The following is a 20,940-nucleotide window of genomic DNA, read 5'->3' as shown; positions in this document are numbered from 1 at the left end:
TATCGGCCTTACGTACCTTGCTGCGAAGGGCGCGGATTACTCCGCAGCCTCGCGTTTTCCGGCTGGCCGGCGTTCCAGAAGTTCCTTCAGGAAATGGCCGGTATAGGAGCGCTCGTTCTTGACGATGTCTTCCGGCGTTCCGGTTGCCACCACTTCGCCGCCGCCCGTGCCGCCTTCGGGGCCAATATCGATGATCCAGTCGGCCGTCTTGATGACTTCGAGATTGTGCTCGATTACCACGACGGAATTGCCCTGATCCACCAGCGCCTGCAGCATTTCCAGAAGCTTGTTGACGTCGTGGAAATGGAGACCCGTCGTCGGTTCATCGAGGATGTAGAGCGTGCGGCCGGTGGAGCGTTTTGACAGTTCCTTGGCGAGCTTGACGCGCTGCGCCTCGCCGCCGGAGAGCGTATTGGCCTGCTGGCCGACCTTGATGTAACCAAGGCCGACATCGAACAGCGCTTGCAGCTTGTCACGCACGGCCGGAACGGCGGCGAAGAATTCAACGCCTTCTTCCACCGTCATATCAAGCACGTCGGCAATGGACTTGCCCTTGAAGGTCACATCCAGCGTCTCGCGATTGTAACGCTTGCCGTGGCAGACGTCGCAGGTGACATAGACATCAGGCAGGAAGTGCATCTCGATCTTGATGACGCCGTCGCCCTGGCAGGCTTCGCAGCGGCCGCCCTTGACGTTGAAGGAGAAACGGCCAGGTGCATAACCGCGCGCCTTCGCCTCCGGCAGACCGGCGAACCAGTCACGGATCGGCGTGAATGCGCCGGTGTAGGTGGCGGGGTTTGATCGTGGCGTGCGGCCGATTGGCGACTGGTCGATATCGATCACCTTGTCGATGAATTCGAAACCATCGATGCGATCATGCTCGGCCGGAATTTCGCGCGCGCCCATCACGCGGCGTGCTGCCGACTTATAGAGCGTCTCGATCAGGAATGTGGATTTGCCACCACCCGACACGCCGGTAACGGCGGTGAAAACACCAAGGGGAACGGCCGCAGTCACATTCTTCAGGTTGTTGCCGCGTGCGCCAAAAACCTTGATTTCGCGGCCCTTCTTCGGCTTGCGGCGTTCTGCCGGCACGGCGACGCCGAGTTCGCCGGATAGATATTTGCCGGTCAGCGATTTCGGATTGGCCATCACCTCCTGCGGCGTGCCTTCGGCGATGACCTGACCACCGTGAATGCCGGCGGCGGGGCCGATATCGACAACGTAATCCGCCGTCAGAATGGCATCCTCGTCGTGTTCGACCACGATCACCGTATTGCCGATGTCGCGCAGGTGCTTCAGCGTATCGAGCAGGCGGGCATTGTCACGCTGATGAAGGCCGATGGACGGCTCATCCAGAACATAGAGAACGCCGGTGAGGCCGGAGCCGATCTGCGACGCAAGCCGGATGCGCTGGCTTTCTCCGCCGGAAAGCGTGCCGGAGTTGCGTGACAGGCTGAGATAATCCAGCCCGACATCGTTGAGGAATCGCAGACGTTCGCGGATTTCCTTGAGGATGCGAACCGCGATCTCGTTCTGTTTGGCGTTCAGATTTTCCGGCAGCGTCTCGAACCAGTCGCGTGCCATACGGATCGACATCTGGGTGACTTCGCCGATGTGCATTCTGTTGATCTTGACGGCGAGCGCTTCCGGCTTCAGGCGATAGCCGGCGCAGGCCGGGCAGGGGGCCGCCGACATATAACGCTCGATTTCCTCGCGCGCCCAGGCGCTGTCGGTCTCTTTCCAGCGACGCTCCAGATTGGGAACGATGCCTTCGAAATTCTTCACCGTCTTGTAGGAGCGCGCGCCGTCCTGATAGTTGAACTCGATCTTGTCGTCAGTGCCCTGAAGAATGGCGTGCTGCGCCTCTTTCGAAAGGTCCGTCCATTTGCTCGACAGCTTGAAACCGAAGGCCTTGCCCAGCGCCTCCAGCGTCTGGTTGTAATAGGGGGAAGACGACTTGGCCCAGGGGGCGATCGCGCCATCCCGCAGGGTGCGTGCAGGTTCGGGCACGATCAGGTTTTCGTCCACCTTCTGCTGCGAGCCGAGACCGTCACAGGTGGGGCAGGCGCCGAAGGGATTGTTGAAGGAGAAAAGCCGGGGCTCGATTTCCGGGATGGTGAAGCCGGAGACCGGGCAGGCGAATTTTTCCGAAAACAGCATACGCTCGTGGGTCTCATTGAGCGATTTGTTTGCGGAGCCGCCAGCCGAGGTTTCTTCCGGCGGCAGGGGCTTGTCGGCAAATTCGGCCACTGCCAACCCGTCGGCGAGCTTGAGGCAGGTCTCGAGACTGTCGGCAAGGCGTGCTGCCATATCCGGGCGCACGACGGCGCGGTCCACCACCACATCGATATCGTGTTTGTACTTCTTGTCGAGGACGGGAACGTCAGCGATCTCGTAGAACTGGCCATCCACCTTGACGCGCTGGAAGCCCTTCTTCATCAGCTCGGCGAGTTCCTTTTTATATTCGCCTTTGCGGCCGCGCACGATCGGCGCGAGAATATAAAGGCGCGTGCCTTCCTCGAAGGCAAGGATACGGTCGACTATCTGGCTGACCGTCTGGCTCTCGATCGGCAGGCCCGTCGCCGGCGAGTAGGGCACACCGACACGCGCAAACAGCAGGCGCATATAGTCGTAGATTTCCGTGACCGTGCCGACCGTGGAGCGCGGGTTCTTCGAGGTGGTTTTCTGCTCGATGGAAATCGCCGGAGAAAGCCCCTCGATGCGGTCTACATCCGGCTTCTGCATCATTTCGAGGAACTGGCGCGCATAGGCCGAGAGGCTCTCGACATAACGGCGCTGGCCCTCGGCATAGATTGTGTCGAAGGCGAGCGACGACTTGCCCGAGCCGGAGAGCCCGGTCATGACGATCAGCTTATTGCGCGGTAGATCCAGATCGATACCCTTGAGGTTATGCTCACGGGCACCACGGATGGAAATCGTCTTCAGTTCACTCATGATAAAGCTCGGACAAAATTAACAGGCCTGATGGCGGCGCGTCCTTATGTAGTGACGCAACCGGACGTGTCGAGGTTTATTCCCTATCGATCGATGGCTTTTCGGCTCACTTGACTCGAATTTCGTGATTTAATAGAACAAAAAAGGAACAAATTGCAAGTGCGAATATACTCTCTGAGAAAGTCGGGATTATTCGCTGTGGATTGTTCCCCGTTGCGGTGCCCTTTGCGGGCGGCGATGGTTATTGTGTGCGGGATTTTTTGAAATGCAATTGCCGGTCACGATGGCTGGCGGACAGGATGACGAGATGGCTGGTAGCGTAAACAAGGTAATTCTGATTGGGAACGTTGGCGCCGATCCCGAAATTCGCCGGACGCAGGACGGCCGTCCGATCGCCAATCTGCGCATCGCCACCTCAGAGACGTGGCGGGACCGCAACAGCGGCGAGCGCAAGGAAAAGACAGAATGGCACACGGTCGTCGTTTTCAACGAAGGCCTGTGCAAGGTTGTCGAACAATATGTGAAAAAGGGCGCCAAGCTCTATATCGAAGGCCAGCTGCAGACGCGCAAGTGGCAGGACCAGACCGGTAACGACCGTTACTCAACCGAAGTGGTACTGCAGGGCTTCAACTCCACGCTGACGATGCTCGACGGTCGCGGCGAAGGTGGCGGCGGCAGCCGCAGCGGTGGCGACATCGGCGGTGGAGATTATGGCAGCGGCGGCGGTAACTACGGTGGCGGTTACGACCAGCAGCCGGCGGCCCGCGGCGGTGCCTCGCGTGGCGGCAGCCAGCCTTCCGGCGGCTTCTCCAGTGACATGGACGACGATATCCCGTTCTGATCGGGACCGTGATTGACGGGGCGGGGGCCGGTCGAACCGGTTGCCCGCTTCAAGGTCGCGACGACCTATGCCGCGGCTTTGTCCGCCAGCATCGCAACCATGACATCGGACTGCGAAAGAATACCCACCATTTTGCCGTTGGCGTCGATCACCGGCAGGTAATGCAGGCCTTCCTCCGCAAAGCGGATGATTGCTTCCTCGATCGCCGTTTCCGGCTGCACGGTTCTAACAGGCGATGTCATGATATCCTTGACGGTATCGTTGGGTGCGCTTGTGCCTGAGAGAATAAGGCGCAGGCGCTGCAGGAAACCGATGGAAGGGCGGCCGTTTCTCCAGCTAGCCTTTTCAAGAAAATCCGTCTGAGTGACGATGCCAAGGATTTCGGCCCTGTCGTTGGTCACGGGCAGAGCCTTGAAATGGCGGTTGCGCATCAGTGAATGGGCGTGGCGCAGACTATCATCCGGGGCGACGCCGACCACATCGCGCGACATGACGCTGGCGCAATCGAGATGGAGGGCGCGGCGGCGCCAGGAGCGCAATTCCGTCTTGCGCAAAATCATCTCCAGCACATCGCGATCAATATCGAGAACCTCGTCATATTCCTTCAGCACCTCGTCCAGATCGGCTGAGGAAAAGCCGATTTTCTGTATCGGCGTCGGGTCTGCCGTGCCGTGGCTGGCCTTTCCCAACCTCAGGCCGTGCGGATAGGCGCGGCCGGTGGCATTGTTATAAACGAGCGCGAGGATGAGAAGGATGAGCGAGTTTCCGGCGACCGGCCAGAGAATAAAGCCATAGCCGAGACCATGCACGGCGGGACCGCCGAGAACGGCCGTCAGCGCCACCGCGCCGCTGGGCGGGTGCAGGCAGCGCAGCGCCATCATGGCAGCAATGGCAAGGCTTATGGCAAGCGCGCTGGCAAGGAAAATATCCGGAACGAGTAGAGCCACCGTCACGCCCACGAAAGCCGACACGATGTTGCCGCAGAGGATCGACCAGGGCTGCGCAAGGGGGCTGGATGGCACGGCGAATAAAAGCACCGCCGAGGCGCCCATCGGCGCGATCATGGCGGGCAGGCTAGGGTCTAAGCGGAAAGCAAGGCTGCCCAGAAGTCCGGTCAGCGAAATGCCGACGAAGGCGCCCGCCGCAGCGCGCAGCCTTTCCCGGTTACTGACGGGAGCGGCATCCGGGATGAGGCGGCGCAGCGTGGATCGCATGGAGAGAGCTTTCTGATGCGGAAAAAAGATGCGCGTCTTTTAACCGAGGCAGGAGCCGGATTCAAAGGGCGGATTTTTCGCAAATCCGGCCGGTTGCGGCATTTTGTTGTGAACCGATGGTCGTCAGAATGCGAAGGCCGATTTTATGCCGTCCACTACGAACTGCACGGAAAGCGCGGCAAGAAGGACGCCGAGCAGCCTTGTCAGGATCGCGCGGCCGGTATTGCCGAGAAAACGGTCCATGCGTTCCGAGACGATCAGGGTGGCGTAGACGAGGGCCATGGCGAAGGCGAGGATGAGAATAAGCACGACCATTTCGAGCGTCGTCTTCATCGTTCCCGCCAGGAGCACGGTCGCGGAAATGGCGCCAGGCCCGGCGATCAACGGCAAGGCGAGCGGAAAGACCGCCAGATTATGCAGATGGTCCTTTGTGATGGCGATCTCCGAGGTCTTTTCCTTGCGCTCCTGGCGTTTCTCGAAAATCATCTCGAAGGAAATCCAGAACAGCAGCAGGCCACCGGCGATGCGAAAGGCACCCAGCGAAATGCCGAGAAGGTTGAGGATGGTGAGACCGAACAGGGCGAAGATGGCGAGAATGCCGAAGGCGATGATCGAACCGCGCAGGGCCACCTGGGCGCGCTGGTCGCGCGTCACTCCAACCGTGAGTGCGAGAAATACGGGCGCGAGACCGGGCGGATCGAGCGTGACCAGAAGTGTTGTAAGCGCGTTGATGAGCGTTTCGCTGCTGGCCATTCTTTCCCCACCTGTTTTGTTTTTAGGCCGGAGCCTACGCAAGTCGTACTCGCTTTGAAAGGGAGCGGCGTCGCTTTTGCCAACCTAAATGGCGAAAAGCGGGGTATGTCTTGCAAATGACGCAAAAGACTGTTCAAAACTCGCCGGGAAATTGGCTTAACGTGGCTGTTTCCGCTATAAAAATCCATCCGATTCTTAACAGAGAATGTGATCCGTTTTGACTGACCAGAGCCCCCCCGGCGGCGGAAAACTTCCGCCAGGCATTGAACCGATTTCCATCATTGAGGAAATGCAGCGGTCCTATCTCGATTACGCCATGAGCGTTATCGTTTCCCGCGCGCTTCCCGATGTCCGTGACGGTCTGAAGCCGGTTCATCGCCGTATTCTTTACGGCATGTCCGAACTCGGCATCGACTGGAACAAGAAATACGTCAAATGCGCCCGCGTCACCGGTGACGTGATGGGTAAATTCCATCCGCACGGCAATGCGGCGATTTACGATGCGCTGGCGCGCATGGCGCAGGACTGGTCTCTGCGCCTGCCGCTGATCGACGGACAGGGTAACTTCGGCTCCATCGACGGCGATCCGCCGGCGGCCGAACGTTACACCGAGTGCCGTCTCGAAAAGGCAGCGCATTCGCTTCTCGACGATCTCGACAAGGAAACGGTGGATTTCCGCGATAACTATGACGGCACCTTGCATGAGCCGGTCGTCATTCCCGCGAAATTCCCGAACCTTCTGGTCAACGGGGCGGGCGGCATCGCCGTCGGCATGGCGACGAACATTCCGCCGCACAATCTTTCCGAAGTCATCGACGGCTGTATCGCCCTCATCGACAATCCGGCGATCGAGCTGCTTGAACTGATGCAGATCATTCCTGGCCCGGACTTCCCGACCGGCGCGCTCATCATGGGCCGTTCCGGTATTCGCTCTGCCTATGAGACGGGTCGCGGATCGGTCATCATGCGCGGCCGTGCAACCATCGAGCCGATGCGCGGCGACCGCGAGCAGATCATCATCACTGAGGTTCCCTATCAGGTGAACAAGGCGACGATGATCGAGAAGATGGCCGAACTGGTCAAGGAAAAGCGCATCGAGGGTATTTCCGATCTGCGCGACGAGTCCGACCGCCAGGGTTATCGCGTCGTCGTCGAGCTGAAGCGCGACGCCAATGCCGAAGTCATCCTGAACCAGATCTATCGCTACACGCCGCTGCAGACCTCCTTCGGCTGCAACATGGTGGCGCTGAACGGCGGCAAGCCTGAACAGATGACGTTGCTGGACATGCTGCGCGCCTTCGTGTCCTTCCGTGAGGATGTCGTCAGCCGCCGCACCAAGTATCTGCTGCGCAAGGCGCGCGACCGCGCGCATGTGTTGGTCGGTCTGGCGATCTCGGTTGCCAATATCGACGAAGTCATCCGCGTCATTCGTCATGCTCCCGATCCGGCTTCGGCCCGTGAGGAGCTGATGACGCGGCGCTGGCCGGCGCAGGATGTGGAAAGCCTGATCCGTCTCATCGACGATCCGCGCCACCGCATCAATGAAGACGGCACCTACAATCTCTCCGAAGAGCAGGCACGCGCCATTCTCGAATTGCGCCTTGCCCGCCTGACGGCGCTTGGCCGCGACGAAATCGGCGACGAGCTGAACAAGATCGGCGCGGAAATCAGCGAATATCTCGAAATCCTGTCTTCACGGCTGCGCATCATGCAGATCGTCAAGGATGAGCTTATTGCCATTCGCGACGAGTTCGGCACGCCACGCCGATCCGAGATCGTCGAAGGCGGTCCTGACATGGATGATGAAGACCTCATCTCCCGCGAAGATATGGTCGTCACCGTTTCGCATCTCGGCTACATCAAGCGCGTGCCGCTGACCACCTACCGGGCACAGCGTCGCGGCGGCAAGGGCCGTTCCGGCATGGCGACGCGCGACGAAGATTTCGTCAACCGTCTCTTTGTCGCCAATACCCATACGCCGGTGCTGTTCTTCTCCTCGCGCGGCATCGTGTACAAGGAAAAGGTCTGGCGCCTTCCGATCGGTACGCCGCAGTCGAAGGGCAAGGCCCTCATCAACATGCTGCCGCTGGAACCCGGCGAGCGCATCACCACCATCATGCCGTTGCCCGAGGACGAAACGACCTGGGAAACGCTCGATGTGATGTTCTCGACGACGCGCGGCACGGTTCGCCGCAACAAGCTCGGCGATTTCGTGCAGGTCAACCGCAACGGCAAGATCGCCATGAAGCTGGAGGAGGAGGGCGATGAAATCCTCTCCGTCGAAACCTGTACCGACCAGGATGACGTATTGCTGACGACGGCACTCGGCCAGTGCATCCGCTTCCCGGTGGACGATGTCCGCGTCTTTGCCGGCCGCAACTCGGTTGGCGTGCGCGGCATCAACATGGCCGATGGCGACCGCATCATCTCCATGACCATTGTGGGCCATGTGGAAGCTGAACCGTGGGAGCGTGCGGCCTACCTCAAGCGTTCGGCCACCGAGCGGCGTGCCGCCGGGGTCGATGAGGAAGATATCGCACTGGTTGGTGAGGAAGTCGCGGAAGAAGGCGAACTCAGCGAAGAGCGTTATCAGGAACTGAAGGCACGCGAAGAATTCGTGCTGACCGTCTCTGAAAAAGGCTACGGCAAGCGTTCTTCGTCTTACGACTTCCGCACATCGGGTCGTGGCGGCAAGGGCATCCGCGCCACCGATACCTCGAAGACGACGGAAATCGGCGAACTCGTTGCGGCTTTCCCGGTGGATGAAGGCGACCAGATCATGCTGGTTTCCGATGGCGGCCAGCTGATCCGTGTGCCGGTAAACGGCATCCGTATCGCAAGCCGCGCCACCAAGGGCGTGACGATCTTCTCCACCGCCAAGGATGAGAAGGTGGTTTCCGTGGAACGTATCAACGAGCCTGAAGGCGACGAAGAGGCGGAAAACGGCAATGGCGAAGATGTGGCAGACACTCTGCCGGATACGCCAGAGGCACCGGAGAGCGAGGCGTAAGCCGCCTCGTTTCTTCATCGTCAATCAACAAAAACCCCGCGGTGCACAGGCTCCGCGGGGTTTTTCTTTGTCTCGTCCGGTTATGTTCGGTTTGTCAGCGGATCCGGATATGGACCGGTGCACGCCCGGAGCGGCGGCCGACATGAAGGTGGATATTGGCTTCCGGCTGATTGGCACGCCAGGCGCGGGCGCCGTGCGACAGAAGCAGGCTGACGAGATCACGCGTCTTTGCCTTGGAGCGGTTAAGACCGAGATCGGCAATGCGCATTGCCGCCTCGTGAATGGGATGCAGAACCGACAGACTGCCTTGCCCGTTGCCAGACGCAATGTCCGAATAGTTCTCGTTAACTGCCATCTTGGAAAGCCTCGCTACACATTACACAATTCGAGGAGACAGGCGATGTTTCAACAAATAAGCCACCGCCTGCGCGAACGTCGATTACTGGAGTGACGCCCAGCAGCTGACGCCTTTCTTTTTCAATGCATTGCATGCATTTACCGCGGCGGCCTGGCCGTCGAAGCCGCCGAAGCGGGCGCGGTATACCTGGGAGCCTTCTCTGCTGAAGGCCACCGTGAAGGGTTTTGCGGACCGAAGGGCGGCGCCGCCTTTTTCCTGCGCATTCTGCAACAGGCCACGTGCCGAGTTTTCATCCGGCGATGCGCCAATCTGGATCACCCAACCGCCCTGCGGAGCTTCAGCCTTTGCCGAAACGGAAGGGGTGGAGGGTACAGATGCCGGCGTGGACGCGGTGACGATATTGTCCACCTTGGTCGAGTTGGTAATCAACTTGCGGTCAGGCGCGACGGCTACCTGAGAAATAGGATCCTTGCCCTTCTGCCAGGTGGCGGCTTCCATGGCCTTTACGGCCGCATTGGAAGAGGAGCCTGCAAAGGCGGTAACCGGCGCGTCCTCGTAACGGGTCTGCGGTACGGGGCCGGCATGCGGCAGGCCGGAATCTGTCGCAGCGACAGCTGCGGACGGAGCCGCGACTGCCACAGGTGGAGCAGCAACAGCCACAGCGACCGGCTCTTCGACAGGTGCCGATCTCGTCTGCGCAATCAGGTTGCTGTTGCCGCTGCGGGAGGCCTGCGGCAGGTAGGTCGCAACAAGCTTGCGCATGGTCGCGTCACGGGCAGCGCTCGAGCGGCCGCCAAGAACGACGGCGACGATGGAGCGACCGTCTAGCTGTGCCGATGTTGCAAGATTGCTTCCGGCAGCACGGGTATAACCGGTCTTGATGCCATCTACGCCGCGCACGGTTCCCACTAGACGATTGTGGTTGCCGATGACCTGCTTGCCGAAATTGAAGGTGCGCGTGGAGAAGTAGCCGTAATATTGCGGGAAATGCTGGCGAAGGGCGATGCCAAGGCGTGCCTGGTCACGCGCCGTCGTCATCTGCGCCGTGTTAGGCAGGCCGTTGGCGTTACGATAGGTCGTGCGGGTCATGCCGAGCGCACGGGCCTTGGCGGTCATCATTCTGGCAAAACGGTCTTCGGAGCCGCCGATATATTCACCGAGTGCGGTGGCCATGTCGTTGGCGGAACGGGTGACGAGCGCAAGAATTGCCTGCTCGACTGTGATGCTGCCGCCGGCGCGCACGCCGAGCTTGGAAGGAGGCTCCTTGGCGGCGTTGGCCGAAACCGGCACCTTGGAATCGAGCGAAATGCGCCCGGAATTGAGCGCCTCGAACGTAAGATAAAGCGTCATCATCTTCGTCAGCGAGGCAGGATAGCGCAGGCCATCCGGATCCTCGCCATAGAGAACCTTGCCGGTCTTGGCATCAATGACGATGCCCGCATATTTCGGGTCCGCCTGTGCGGTGCCAACGGATGTTGCGGTTATGAACGCCGCAGCAAGGGTCAACGCAACGAACCTTACCAAAGACGTCGCACCCGCTTTGCGCGAATCTGCCCCAAATAGACTTTTCAACACTGCTGAACTCTTCAATCGCATATTTCTGTTCCGCTCGGACGCGCCCCGCCCGAGTGCTCCGGGAAGAAACTTTATCGGGATGGCGTTACCAAGTGGTTTATGAAAGGTATCCACGCTCCATAAAATGCGACTTTTCGGGCGCAATCTGTCTCACGCCTTTTCACGGATTTCAGTCTTTTACGAGGCGCTGCTCGATGTAGCGTTTCACGCCTGCGTCGAGTTCTTTCCATTGTGGCAGCAAGGTTGCGGAGAATCGGTAGAACAGGCTGAGGTCCTGGCCGGCGTGGATATCCCTCTGGCAGTCGCTGCCCGTCGACGCCTGCTGGGTTTGCGGCAGAAGGCAGCGCACGACATAGTCGCTTTCGCCCTCTCGCTGCCCGGTCAATATGACTTCCTTGCCGTAACCTGCGTCGGCACGCAGGCGGTGCAGTGTGAGGCCGTGTTTCAGCGGCACAGGCTCTCCTTCCGTCAACCGGGCATAGATCGGCCCGAAACGGCCGGACATGTCCTCAGACATCGTGCTTTGCGATAGCTGGATGAAAATAAGCCCTGCTGCCTGCGCCGGATCATCGAAAACAGCGCGATTGGAGTCTTCATATCCCTTGAGATCCGGCCAGGTGAGATAAAGATCGGCCCGCTCTCGCTCTCCATCATGGCGGTCGGAAGGTACACGCAGCGTGTTTTTCGCAAGTTTCAGCCGGTCATTGCCGATTGTGATCTCCACCGCGTCGGTTGCTGTCGTGTGGCCCGCCTGAAGGATCCGCTCGCCGTACCATTTAACGCCGATATTGAGGGCAGCAACAAAGCATATAATAATGACGGCAATGATGATTGCGCGCCGTATCAGGGAGGATGAAAGCAGGGGGGCTTCGTTGTGCATGAGCTTCCGACTTGTTCTTGCCACTGGACGCGTTTTCCACACTGAAAACAGACGGGCAAAGCTTTAACCTGCGGCGATCGCCATTGAAATGCTGTTTTGCCGCTGCTACTTGATAGGGTGCAAGCAAAGGACGGCATATGGCAGCGCGCGACAGATATTCCCGGAAACTCGAATGTTCCAAATGCGGTCATCAGGGTTTTGCCGAGGTGTCGGAATCGGATGAGAAAGACCGCCGTAACCTTGATTTTCGCGTTGATGAAATGCCGCGTGGCTTCCGCACCGAGCGTGCCTCGGTCGATCCAACGGAATTCATGATCCGCTGCGGTCAGTGCGGTAACATATTCCGTTTCCTGCAAAAAACCGCCTATGCGCCGGGAGGCGAACCGCGCGTCAAGGCCTGAACGGAAGGTGCCGGGATGACTGTACCGCAACAACCCAATGGGGCGCCGCCTAGGCGCAAGCCAATCTGGCCGTGGATCATGCTGCTGGTGCTGACACTTTGCGCCATCTATTCCTACAATCGCGCCAACGAGATCATACTAGAGCTGTCCGACACGTTGCCGCCGGCGCTGCTGAACCTTTTCGAGGATATTTTCCGGGGCGGTTTTCGGCACGGCGATGGCGGACCGAGCATCGGTGTCTAAACCATAAAGCAGGTAACTCACCCCCAGCCTTTATCCGACGGTCGCAGTTTTTCGGTAGTATAAAAGAAAAAAGCCCCGCAAACGGGCGGGGCAGGTTGATCGCTCGGGGAAAGTTGGGCAATGCCCGGGAGCGATGCGGCTATATAAATGACAATATTACTGACGCGATAGGCCACTTCCGTCCCAAACAGTACGCCGACGCATAAAATTTGCTCAAGCAGGAAGAATTTAGGAATATCAACTGTCCAAATCTGTCAGGCAACTTGACAGGAGGTCGTTTTATTCTTCGATTGCCTCGAATTGCACATATTCGCGCCTAACATAACGGGACATGAGCAGACGCATGGATAAATCCGGAATCTTCTTCGTGGCGCTTTTATTGGTGCTTGTGGCAATCGTGCTGAGTCTGGCGCTATTCCACTCGCCTCAGCAAAGTCCGGCACTTCCTTCGGGCGAGGGGTCTCTGCTGCCGCCGGCAACGACACAAGGACAATGAGTTGCTGACGGATGCGAAGAGGCTGTGCGCGCGTGCGCCATCGGGATTGACGGCCTTTTTCAAAACGCTATAAAGCCTCACCACCGATGGATGGGTGTCCGAGTGGTTTAAGGAACCGGTCTTGAAAACCGGCGTGCGTGAGAGCGTACCGTGGGTTCGAATCCCACCCCATCTGCCACTTTTGTTTCGCATATGTTCTCATTGGCCCTTGCGCGGCTCCCGTCGCAGCAGGTTCCAAACCCTGCGACCACGATCCTCTTATCGTCCAGCGCGTGCTTATCACTGAGGGATTGCCGCCGAAGGGACTGCTTGCGGTCTGAGATGGCATCCTCATTTCGCGATATTGTCACAGTTCCACCCGTTGTCGATCGACATCGCTACGTGTGGCCTAAGCGGTGGCACTTATTGTCCGATGCTCCTGTGCCGCCGGCTTGAGACGCTTGGCCAAAGGCCGCTCGACAAATCTCTCGAAGACATAAGCCGCGGCAACGACTATCAGGGGGAAAGTCAGCCAAAGCGTTAAGTACGCGCCATCCGTCCTATCTAGACCAGCAATTCTTCTGATGATTGGGAAATAGACGTAGATCATCGGAACGTGCAGCAAATAGATTGCGAAAGATAGACGCCCGAGGGCATGCATGAGCCTCCCACTGCGTAGATCAGAACATAGTAACACTAGCCCCGACGTCAGCAGCAAGATGATAGTGTCTGCTATGGCTCCTGACGATGAATGCGCGACGATTAACGCAAAGATTACCAAGAAAATGGCGCGCGTGCCCCGATTTTTTATGTGCAGCGATCCAATCGCCAGTGAAAAATGGCCTAATATCGCCCCGTAGAAAAAAAGCGGTATGGCGCGAACAAGAGCCAAGTGCTCATGTAAGTGCGCAATCGACTTTCCTAATAAAACAAAAACGACGATCGCCGCTGCAGACAACCAAAAAGTAGCTCCCACCAAGATATGGTGCGGACTGCCAACCTTTGGGAAATAGGGAATGGAAAAGGCATAGATCGCGTAGCAGACTAAGAGTGCAGACAGCGTCCACGTGGGTACGTTCCAAGCCTGATCCGTAAAAATAAAACTATTAGTCAGGAATAGTTGCGACACGAATGCGGAGGGCGCAAAAAATGAAGGGTCGTTAGTTGTAAATCCAGCCGCCTTTGTGAGCAGAAAGTAACATAGAAAGAGCATCATGATTATTGCGTGTGGTGGCCACAAGCGAAGTAATCGACCCCTCATGAAATCACCGGGAGAAAGTTTTTTCGATTGGAGTTTTTCTTTATATGCTATTGCTATGATGAAACCCGACAAGATTATAAAGAAGTCGGTTCCGATCCAGCCTTTGTGGAAAATTGGAGAGACCACCCGCAAATCCCACGGTGAAACCACCAGCATGTGATAGACAACAATATACAATGAAACCAAAAATCTAAGTGCTGACATAATAATTACCTCAAATATAAGTAATATATTAAATCAGCATTTTCTTACGGGTCAACATCTTTCACTAGGCGCTTGATCGCATCGCAATATTCTTCGCATGGACGATTTCAACGCGGTAGGGGCTTAAACGTGACAGACACCCTATCTGCCATAAATTCCAAACAGACAGTTTGAAATCAACAGAACCGGCAGCGTTAGCGACGCGTGGTGCTTTTAGCTTGGAAATTTCTTGTATCACCGAAATGAAGAAACCCGCCTGTCGGCGGGTTCCGTTGATTAATGTATTAGAGTTCTGGACAGCCGCGTTCGTTCGCGAATGTGATGCGCTCCGGTCCTCGGCGGGTGAAGCCTTGGACGACGACGCGACCGGGGGTGACGCGCACGATTTCGGGGTCGCGCAGGCCTGCCTCGCGGGCGGCGGCGCGGGCTTCGCGTTCGCCGCAGCCACGCATGCGCGGAGGTCCTCGTCGGTCCATGTCGCGGTCGCGATCACGTATAACCGGGCGAACGCCGTCGGGGCCGATCCGCAGCTCCATGTCCTGCGCACTTGCGTGAATAGGCGCGGCAATGGACACCAACGCGATGCCGAGTGCCAGGCCGGCGGTTTTCATTGACTTGATCATGTTCCCTCACTCAGCCGAAAACCGGCGGAAGCTCGTGTGTTTGCGAGGGGAAAACGCGGTCGGGCTTCGTTTGTTCCTTGAGCAGGAGACATCTCGAGACCGCGCGTTTACAGGCGCGTCGGGCTTCCCGCGCTGCGGAAAAGACATAAATCGTTAACCACGTTCATTACAATTTTATCGAATTTGCAGAAGTCGTTCGCATTTTTGCCACGTTATGCACAAGATTAAGCGACTGTTAGGTGCTTCGATGGCAGGGGCATGCATCGAGGCAAATGAGGGTGCGGTTCTCCGAGCCTGCAAGCAGCGTGGGGCAGACGATTTGAAATCTACGGTCAAGAAACTCGGCATCAACGCCAGATCGGGCGTGAAGTGGCTTGCAATTTCCGTGCTTTGCGCCGCGACAGCCTCGTGTTCCACCACCTCTGAGACCAAACCGAAGCAGAAGCGCAGCAAGGAATATTTCTCCGAATCGGAATATGGCGTCAAAGCCAGCCCGCGCGTGGCCGACGGCCAGAACATTCCCAAGGGCGGCGGGCGTGAGCTTCTCGGCAATGCATATACCGTCAAGGGCCGACGTTATTTTCCGAAGGAAGAGCCGGGTTACAACAAGACCGGTCTTGCCTCCTGGTATGGTTCCGCCTTCCACGGCCGCCTGACGGCAAATGGCGAGGTCTATGACAAGGAACATCTTTCCGCTGCGCATCCGACATTTCCCCTACCGAGCTATGCGCGCATCACCAATATGGAAAACGGTGCATCGGTTCTGGTGCGCGTCAACGATCGCGGACCCTTCCATGAAGGTCGCCTGATCGACGTTTCCAGCAAGACCGCAGATCTTCTCGACATGAAGGGCACTGGAACGGCGAATGTGCGGGTGCAATATGCAGGCCGCGCGCCGCTTGATGGGCACGACATGCCTTATCTGATGGCGTCCTATGTTCCGAAGGGCTCTCGTTCTCCGGGTGTTGCGCCGGAAGGGCAGATCGCGACTGGTGTCATGGTGGCTTCGGCTTCGCCGAATTTCGTGCCGGCCCCGACATCAAACCCGAATTACGGTGCTTCGACGCAGACGGCGCTGGTTGGTACCAAAAAGAATGCAGCGCTCCAGGCCATGCCGCTGGTCAACGGCCCCGCACCGGCCTTCGAACAATTTGCAATCCTGCCGGAAATCGGTCCGTTCCTGGCGGAACGCCCGGAAGGCAATTTCACGCGTGAGCCGGCAGCACCTGGCGGCAACTATCTGCGCGTGCCAACGCCGTCGTCCAAATATGCAGCGGCTTATTCCGAGGAGTCCTCTGCGGTTTCGAGAACCTCACGTGCGTTCGACAGCGTGCTCGTCGATCGCGGAGCGCTCAACGAGGATTCCATACTTGCCCATGCGAAGCGTCAGCAGGCGAAGACGCGCTGACGGGTTGAAGAGTTTATGGCTGACTTGCGTTTTCGTCGCGAGCGGCGGGTTGCGGCAGGGAAAGCTGGGCGGTTTCATGCACAAGGCCATTCATCGTTCTTTTCTCCCGGTCGCGGCAGCGCTCGCATTTGCGTTTTTTGGTAACGGTCCGGCGCAAGCGCAAACGCAAACAGCACCTTTCATCGCCAAGGCCGAACAGGCCTATATGATCGATGCCGAAACCGGCACGGTGCTGCTTTCCCAGAATGAAAATCAATCCTTTCCGCCCGCTTCGCTTGCCAAGCTGATGACTGTTGAGGTGATGCTGGATGCGCTGGCCAAAGGGCAGGTAACGCCCGAGACAGCTTATCCCGTTTCTGAATATGCCTGGCGCACGGGTGGTGCGCCGTCGCGGACCTCGACCATGTTTGCAGCGCTGAAATCTTCCGTCAGCGTCAACGATCTTCTGACTGGAATTATTGTGCAGAACGCGAATGATGGCTGCATCATTGTCGCCGAAGGCATGGCAGGGTCCGACTCCGCTTTCGCCAAGCGCATGACGGTGAGAGCCGGCGAACTCGGCATGAACCGCAGTGTCTTTGCCAATTCGACGGGTCTTCCCGATCCGGGCAACCAGACGACCGCGAAGGATATGGTGCTTCTCGCCCAGCATCTGCGCGATACCTATCCCGATCGCTATGGGCTTTTCACCAAGCCGGATTTCGAATGGAACCGGATTTTCCAGCGCAACAAGAACTCTCTGCTGGGTAACGGCATAGACGGTCTCGGGCTTGGTTTTGCGGAAGGCAGCGGTTTCGCAGCTGTCGTTTCGGCCGAGCGGGAAGGGCGCCGGGTCTATCTGGCGCTTGGCGGCATCGCCGACGACAAGACGCGCCAGGACGAAGCACGCCGGGTGGTTGACTGGGGGCTGACGGCCTTCGAAAAACGCCATCTTTTTGCAAAGGACGAAGCTGTAGGTTCGGTCAGCGTCTACGGTGGCGATGTCTCGCATATAGACCTGTCGCCCCGGGAAGATGTCAGCGTGCTGGTACCGGTCAATAATCCCGAGCGTATTTCCGGGCGGATCGTCTATCGCTGGCCGCTCAATGCACCGCTCGACACTGGTGCGAATGTCGGCACACTCAAGGTTTTTTCGGGCGAAAGGCTGTTGCGGGAAGTGCCGCTTTACACGAGAACGGCAGTCGGCAAGGGCACGTTGACGCAGAATGCAGCCGGGGCGCTCAAGGAATTGCTGCTGTTCTGGCTCTGATGCCTATCCCGCAAGCCGCAACTTTCCCTATGCTTTTGTTCAGACATCGGATTTTCTGAAAAGCGCTTCACACTTTTCGGTTCGATGCTGTAAACAGGCATTTCGATATTTCTGAGAATTCCTCACAGGACGTGACATTGGACGAAAAGACCGGATTGTTCATCAGCTTCGAGGGCGGCGAAGGCGCTGGCAAGTCGACGCAGATTCGCACGCTTGCCGAGGCGCTTCGCGACCGTGGTTTCGATGTGATCGTAACCCGTGAGCCGGGTGGTTCGCCGGGGGCGGAGGCCGTTCGCCATGTTCTGCTGTCGGGTGCTGCCGAATCCTTCGGCGTGCGCATGGAGGCAATCCTGTTTGCGGCAGCGCGCAACGACCATGTCGAGGAGGTCATTCGCCCGGCACTGGAACGTGGCGCAATCGTGCTTTGTGACCGGTTTCTTGACTCCTCACGTGTCTATCAGGGTACGACCGGCAATCTGGAGCCGGATTTCATCGAGACGCTGCAACGCGTTGCTATTGATGGCGTTGTACCGGAACTGACGTTGATCTTCGATATCGCCGCCGAAAAGGGCCTTGCCCGGGCCAGAAAGCGTGCGGATGAGGGTGCCGCACCGGACCGTTTCGAAAAAGAGCAAATCGAGACCCACGAGAAGCGGCGTGAAGCCTATCTGGATATTGCGCTTGCCGAGCCGCGTCGTTGTCGGATCGTCAATGCCGATCAGCCGGAAGACAAGGTGACGGAAGACGTCATGTCATTTGTCGAGCCTTTGCTCGAGCGGCTGGAGACTGCGGCGGGCACGGCGCATGAGTGAGGTTCAGGGCGTTCTCGACGGCGCAATTGCGCCGCAGCAGAACACGAAGCTTTTCGGCCATGGCGAAGCGGAGGCGTTTCTTGCGCAGTCCTATCGCTCCGGCAAGGGCCACCATGCGATCCTGATCGAAGGCCCTGAAGGCATTGGTAAGGCAACACTCGCTTTCCGTTTCGCCAACCACGTACTTACCCATCCCGATCCAGCCACAGCACCGGATTTCCTGGCCGATCCCGATACGGAATCGCTTGTCAGCCGGCAGATAACGTCGGGTGCGTCGCATAATCTGCTGCATCTGACCCGCCCGGCGGATGAAAAGACCGGCCGCGTGAAATCCGCCATCACGGTGGATGAGGTGCGGCGGGCAGGGCACTTCTTCTCGCAGACCTCGGGCACCGGCAATTGGCGTATCGTCATCATCGATCCGGCTGACGATCTCAATCGCAATGCCGCAAACGCCATTCTGAAAATACTGGAAGAGCCGCCAAAGCGGGCGATGTTCCTCGTTTTGTCGCATGCGCCGGGCAAATTGCTGCCGACCATCCGCTCGCGCTGCATGCCGCTCCGGCTGCTGCCGCTTTCGGATGCGGATATGGTGCAGTCGCTCGATCATCTCGGTATCAGCCCGGCTGGCGAAAAGCGGGATGCGTTGCTTTCCGCCTCCAAGGGCAGCGTCGCGCAGGCGTTAAAACTGATGAATTACGGCGGCTCCGACATTGTGGAGGCGCTCGCCTCCGTCATGACGGCCGAAGGGCCCGGTGCACGCAAGCAGATGCACAAGCTTGCCGAAGTTCTGGCACAGAAGGATGGCGATATCGTTCTCGGCTTCTTCATGGAGCACGTGACGGAGGAGTTGATGGCGCGTGCGAGAGCGGCGGCGATGGCCGGTGATATCGCGGCGGCAGAGAAACATGCGCGCCTTTCGTCGACGCTTTCGGAACGCATTACCGTGGCGCAGGCCTATAATCTCGACAAGAAGCAGATGGTGCTTTCCATTCTGGAAGATGTTCGCGGCGTGTGAGACCCAAGAGATCGAACGGGACGTACGCTTTTGCTTTCGCTGTTGCGAACAATCGTTTAAGAGCGGTCTATCCAAAAAACAGCCTGTAAAGTCGATAGACCGTCATGACAGACAAGACACCCTTCTACATCACCACCGCAATCTCCTATCCTAACGGCAAGCCGCATATCGGCCATGCCTACGAACTGATTGCGACGGATGCCATGGCACGCTTTCAGCGCCTGGACGGAATGGATGTTTTCTTCCTGACCGGCACCGACGAACACGGCCAGAAGATGCAGCAGACAGCGCGGGCGGAAGGCATTTCGCCGGAAGAGCTGGCGCAGCGCAATTCCGACCAGTTCCGCGAGATGGGCAAGCTGCTCAACGCCTCGAACGACGATTTCATCCGCACCACGGAAGAACGTCACCACGAGACCTCGCGCAATATCTGGAACCTGATGGCCGACAGCGGCGACATCTACAAGGACAGTTATGCCGGCTGGTATTCAGTGCGCGACGAGGCCTATTACGGCGAGGACGAGACGGAAGTGCGCGCCGACGGCGTTCGCTATGGGCCGCAGGGCACGCCCGTCGAATGGGTCGAGGAGGAGAGCTATTTCTTCAAGCTCTCGGAATATCAGGACAAGCTGCTGAAGCTCTACGAGGAGAACCCGGATTTCATCGGTCCCGCTGAGCGTCGCAACGAGATCATCTCCTTCGTCAAATCCGGCCTCAAGGACCTGTCGATTTCCCGCACGACATTCGACTGGGGCATCAAGGTTCCTGATGATCCGAAGCACGTCATGTATGTCTGGGTCGATGCGTTGACCAACTACATTACCGCTACGGGTTACATCGAAGACAAGAACGGTCCGCGCGCAAAATATTGGCCGGCCGACGTGCATATCATCGGCAAGGACATCATTCGCTTCCACGCGGTCTATTGGCCGGCCTTCCTGATGAGCGCCAAGCTGCCGCTGCCCAAGCGGGTTTATGCGCACGGCTTCCTGCTCAACAAGGGCGAGAAGATGTCTAAGTCGCTTGGTAACGTCGTCGATCCGGTCAATCTGGTCAACCATTTCGGTCTCGATCAGGTCCGCTATTTCTTCATGCGCGAAGTCTCCTTCGGCCAGGACGGCAGCTATAGCGAAGAGGGCATCGCCACCCGCATCAACGCAGATCTTGCCAATGGCATCGGCAATCTGGCCAGCCGCTCGCTGTCGATGATCGTCAAGAATTGTGACGGACAGATCCCGACGCCCGGGCCGTTGACCGATGAAGACAAGGCGATGCTCGCCTCCGCCGACGGGCTTCTGGCACTCTGCCGTGAGGAAATGGGCAAGCAGCTCATCCATCGCGCGCTTGCGGCCATCATCGCCGTCGTTTCGGAAACCGACCGCTATTTCGCGTCGCAGGAGCCGTGGGCTCTGAAGAAGACCGACCCAGAACGAATGGGCACCGTTCTTTATGTGACGGCGGAAGTCGTCCGCCAGATCGGCATTCTGTTGCAGCCCTTCATGCCGGGATCCTGCGAGAAGCTGCTCGATCTCGTTGCTGCCCCTGCCGACAAACGGGATTTTGCCGCACTCGGCGAAGCCGGACGTCTGGTTCCGGGAACGCCGCTTGAGGCACCGAAGCCGGTCTTCCCGCGTTACGTCGCACCGGAAGCGTGAAG

18 protein-coding genes and 1 tRNA gene are annotated in these 20,940 nt (G+C 58.3%); 11 read left to right on the top strand and 8 right to left on the bottom strand.

Features of this window, described 5'->3' with window-relative positions; genetic code table 11:
* Positions 1 to 36: 36 nt before the first annotated feature.
* Positions 37 to 2,958: an excinuclease ABC subunit UvrA gene (uvrA, locus tag ACQZ6D_RS02445; RefSeq protein ID WP_448729595.1), complete on the bottom strand. Its 2,922-nt coding sequence runs from the start codon at positions 2,956 to 2,958 to the stop codon at positions 37 to 39.
* Between the two features lie 265 nt (positions 2,959 to 3,223).
* Between uvrA and ACQZ6D_RS02440 the strand changes: the two genes are divergently transcribed.
* Positions 3,224 to 3,799, top strand: coding sequence for a single-stranded DNA-binding protein (locus ACQZ6D_RS02440; RefSeq protein ID WP_003515262.1), 576 nt, complete (start codon positions 3,224 to 3,226; stop codon positions 3,797 to 3,799).
* A gap of 65 nt (positions 3,800 to 3,864) precedes the next feature.
* On the opposite strand, the gene ACQZ6D_RS02435 is transcribed toward ACQZ6D_RS02440, so the two are convergent.
* Positions 3,865 to 5,013 (bottom strand): HPP family protein, encoded by a 1,149-nt coding sequence (locus ACQZ6D_RS02435; protein ID WP_065702508.1) that lies wholly within the window; start codon positions 5,011 to 5,013, stop codon positions 3,865 to 3,867.
* 123 nt (positions 5,014 to 5,136) lie between these two features.
* Positions 5,137 to 5,766 (bottom strand): MarC family protein, encoded by a 630-nt coding sequence (locus ACQZ6D_RS02430; protein ID WP_065702509.1) that lies wholly within the window; start codon positions 5,764 to 5,766, stop codon positions 5,137 to 5,139.
* A 217-nt stretch (positions 5,767 to 5,983) separates the two neighbouring features.
* Here ACQZ6D_RS02430 and gyrA point away from each other — a divergent pair, with 217 nt between their 5' ends.
* Positions 5,984 to 8,776, top strand: a complete 2,793-nt coding sequence (gene gyrA, locus ACQZ6D_RS02425) for a DNA gyrase subunit A (protein WP_025593447.1) — start codon at positions 5,984 to 5,986, stop codon at positions 8,774 to 8,776.
* Between the two features lie 94 nt (positions 8,777 to 8,870).
* On the opposite strand, the gene ACQZ6D_RS02420 is transcribed toward gyrA, so the two are convergent.
* The 3 genes from ACQZ6D_RS02420 to ACQZ6D_RS02410 all read right to left on the bottom strand — a co-directional run bounded on the left by ACQZ6D_RS02420 (position 8,871) and on the right by ACQZ6D_RS02410 (position 11,589).
* Positions 8,871 to 9,131, bottom strand: coding sequence for a hypothetical protein (locus tag ACQZ6D_RS02420; RefSeq protein WP_003515258.1), 261 nt, complete (start codon positions 9,129 to 9,131; stop codon positions 8,871 to 8,873).
* 84 nt (positions 9,132 to 9,215) lie between these two features.
* On the bottom strand, positions 9,216 to 10,730 hold the full coding sequence (locus tag ACQZ6D_RS02415) for a D-alanyl-D-alanine carboxypeptidase family protein (RefSeq protein WP_003515257.1): 1,515 nt from the start codon (positions 10,728 to 10,730) through the stop codon (positions 9,216 to 9,218).
* A gap of 148 nt (positions 10,731 to 10,878) precedes the next feature.
* On the bottom strand, positions 10,879 to 11,589 hold the full coding sequence (locus tag ACQZ6D_RS02410) for a hypothetical protein (protein WP_065702510.1): 711 nt from the start codon (positions 11,587 to 11,589) through the stop codon (positions 10,879 to 10,881).
* A 137-nt stretch (positions 11,590 to 11,726) separates the two neighbouring features.
* On the opposite strand from ACQZ6D_RS02410, the gene ACQZ6D_RS02405 reads away from it, so the two are divergent.
* From ACQZ6D_RS02405 to ACQZ6D_RS02390, 4 genes are all read left to right on the top strand, one after another.
* Positions 11,727 to 11,990 (top strand): hypothetical protein, encoded by a 264-nt coding sequence (locus ACQZ6D_RS02405; RefSeq protein WP_003515255.1) that lies wholly within the window; start codon positions 11,727 to 11,729, stop codon positions 11,988 to 11,990.
* A 15-nt stretch (positions 11,991 to 12,005) separates the two neighbouring features.
* Positions 12,006 to 12,233, top strand: coding sequence for a hypothetical protein (locus tag ACQZ6D_RS02400; RefSeq protein ID WP_065702511.1), 228 nt, complete (start codon positions 12,006 to 12,008; stop codon positions 12,231 to 12,233).
* A gap of 343 nt (positions 12,234 to 12,576) precedes the next feature.
* Positions 12,577 to 12,729, top strand: a complete 153-nt coding sequence (locus ACQZ6D_RS02395; protein WP_034502322.1) for a hypothetical protein — start codon at positions 12,577 to 12,579, stop codon at positions 12,727 to 12,729.
* Positions 12,730 to 12,817: 88 nt separating this feature from the next.
* Positions 12,818 to 12,907, top strand: a tRNA-Ser gene (locus tag ACQZ6D_RS02390).
* Positions 12,908 to 13,117: 210 nt separating this feature from the next.
* On the opposite strand, the gene ACQZ6D_RS02385 is transcribed toward ACQZ6D_RS02390, so the two are convergent.
* Entirely contained in the window at positions 13,118 to 14,173 is a 1,056-nt protein-coding gene (locus tag ACQZ6D_RS02385) for an acyltransferase family protein (protein ID WP_065702512.1), read from the bottom strand.
* Positions 14,174 to 14,457: 284 nt separating this feature from the next.
* Positions 14,458 to 14,796, bottom strand: coding sequence for a hypothetical protein (locus ACQZ6D_RS02380; protein ID WP_065702513.1), 339 nt, complete (start codon positions 14,794 to 14,796; stop codon positions 14,458 to 14,460).
* Between the two features lie 319 nt (positions 14,797 to 15,115).
* Here ACQZ6D_RS02380 and ACQZ6D_RS02375 point away from each other — a divergent pair, with 319 nt between their 5' ends.
* The 5 genes from ACQZ6D_RS02375 (at position 15,116) to metG (ending at position 20,938) form a co-directional block, all read left to right on the top strand.
* A complete protein-coding gene (locus ACQZ6D_RS02375) occupies positions 15,116 to 16,204 on the top strand; it encodes a septal ring lytic transglycosylase RlpA family protein (protein ID WP_065702554.1) in 1,089 nt (362 codons plus the stop codon).
* A 76-nt stretch (positions 16,205 to 16,280) separates the two neighbouring features.
* Positions 16,281 to 17,453, top strand: coding sequence for a D-alanyl-D-alanine carboxypeptidase family protein (locus tag ACQZ6D_RS02370; RefSeq protein ID WP_003515250.1), 1,173 nt, complete (start codon positions 16,281 to 16,283; stop codon positions 17,451 to 17,453).
* 137 nt (positions 17,454 to 17,590) lie between these two features.
* Positions 17,591 to 18,265 carry a dTMP kinase gene (tmk, locus tag ACQZ6D_RS02365; protein ID WP_065702514.1) on the top strand — a complete coding sequence of 225 codons (675 nt, stop codon included), beginning with the start codon at positions 17,591 to 17,593 and terminating at the stop codon, positions 18,263 to 18,265.
* Positions 18,258 to 19,283 carry a DNA polymerase III subunit delta' gene (locus ACQZ6D_RS02360; protein ID WP_038490997.1) on the top strand — a complete coding sequence of 342 codons (1,026 nt, stop codon included), beginning with the start codon at positions 18,258 to 18,260 and terminating at the stop codon, positions 19,281 to 19,283. The genes tmk and ACQZ6D_RS02360 overlap by 8 nt, the downstream gene beginning before the upstream one ends.
* A 104-nt stretch (positions 19,284 to 19,387) precedes the next feature.
* The gene (metG, locus tag ACQZ6D_RS02355; protein ID WP_003515246.1) at positions 19,388 to 20,938 is read left to right on the top strand and encodes a methionine--tRNA ligase; all 1,551 of its coding nucleotides are present in this window, start codon (positions 19,388 to 19,390) and stop codon (positions 20,936 to 20,938) included.
* Positions 20,939 to 20,940 lie beyond the last annotated feature (2 nt).

This window comes from Agrobacterium sp. 22-3639C2, assembly GCF_053522105.1.
The sequence above is the reverse complement of the archived record's forward strand: the minus strand, read 5'-3'. Positions and strand labels throughout refer to the sequence as shown.

Bases quoted from the DNA above. Each gene is read 5' to 3' on its own strand.
- ACQZ6D_RS02430 (WP_065702509.1), bottom strand. From the start codon at position 5,766: ATGGCCAGCAGCGAAACGCTCATCAACGCGCTTACAACACTTCTGGTC.
- ACQZ6D_RS02440 (WP_003515262.1), top strand. From the start codon at position 3,224: ATGCAATTGCCGGTCACGATGGCTGGCGGACAGGATGACGAGATGGCT.
- ACQZ6D_RS02405 (WP_003515255.1), top strand. From the start codon at position 11,727: ATGGCAGCGCGCGACAGATATTCCCGGAAACTCGAATGTTCCAAATGC.
- uvrA (WP_448729595.1), bottom strand. From the start codon at position 2,958: ATGAGTGAACTGAAGACGATTTCCATCCGTGGTGCCCGTGAGCATAAC.
- ACQZ6D_RS02435 (WP_065702508.1), bottom strand. From the start codon at position 5,013: ATGCGATCCACGCTGCGCCGCCTCATCCCGGATGCCGCTCCCGTCAGT.
- ACQZ6D_RS02410 (WP_065702510.1), bottom strand. From the start codon at position 11,589: ATGCACAACGAAGCCCCCCTGCTTTCATCCTCCCTGATACGGCGCGCA.
- ACQZ6D_RS02385 (WP_065702512.1), bottom strand. From the start codon at position 14,173: ATGTCAGCACTTAGATTTTTGGTTTCATTGTATATTGTTGTCTATCAC.
- ACQZ6D_RS02370 (WP_003515250.1), top strand. From the start codon at position 16,281: ATGCACAAGGCCATTCATCGTTCTTTTCTCCCGGTCGCGGCAGCGCTC.
- ACQZ6D_RS02380 (WP_065702513.1), bottom strand. From the start codon at position 14,796: ATGATCAAGTCAATGAAAACCGCCGGCCTGGCACTCGGCATCGCGTTG.
- metG (WP_003515246.1), top strand. From the start codon at position 19,388: ATGACAGACAAGACACCCTTCTACATCACCACCGCAATCTCCTATCCT.
- ACQZ6D_RS02415 (WP_003515257.1), bottom strand. From the start codon at position 10,730: ATGCGATTGAAGAGTTCAGCAGTGTTGAAAAGTCTATTTGGGGCAGAT.
- ACQZ6D_RS02395 (WP_034502322.1), top strand. From the start codon at position 12,577: ATGGATAAATCCGGAATCTTCTTCGTGGCGCTTTTATTGGTGCTTGTG.
- ACQZ6D_RS02400 (WP_065702511.1), top strand. From the start codon at position 12,006: ATGACTGTACCGCAACAACCCAATGGGGCGCCGCCTAGGCGCAAGCCA.
- ACQZ6D_RS02420 (WP_003515258.1), bottom strand. From the start codon at position 9,131: ATGGCAGTTAACGAGAACTATTCGGACATTGCGTCTGGCAACGGGCAA.
- ACQZ6D_RS02360 (WP_038490997.1), top strand. From the start codon at position 18,258: ATGAGTGAGGTTCAGGGCGTTCTCGACGGCGCAATTGCGCCGCAGCAG.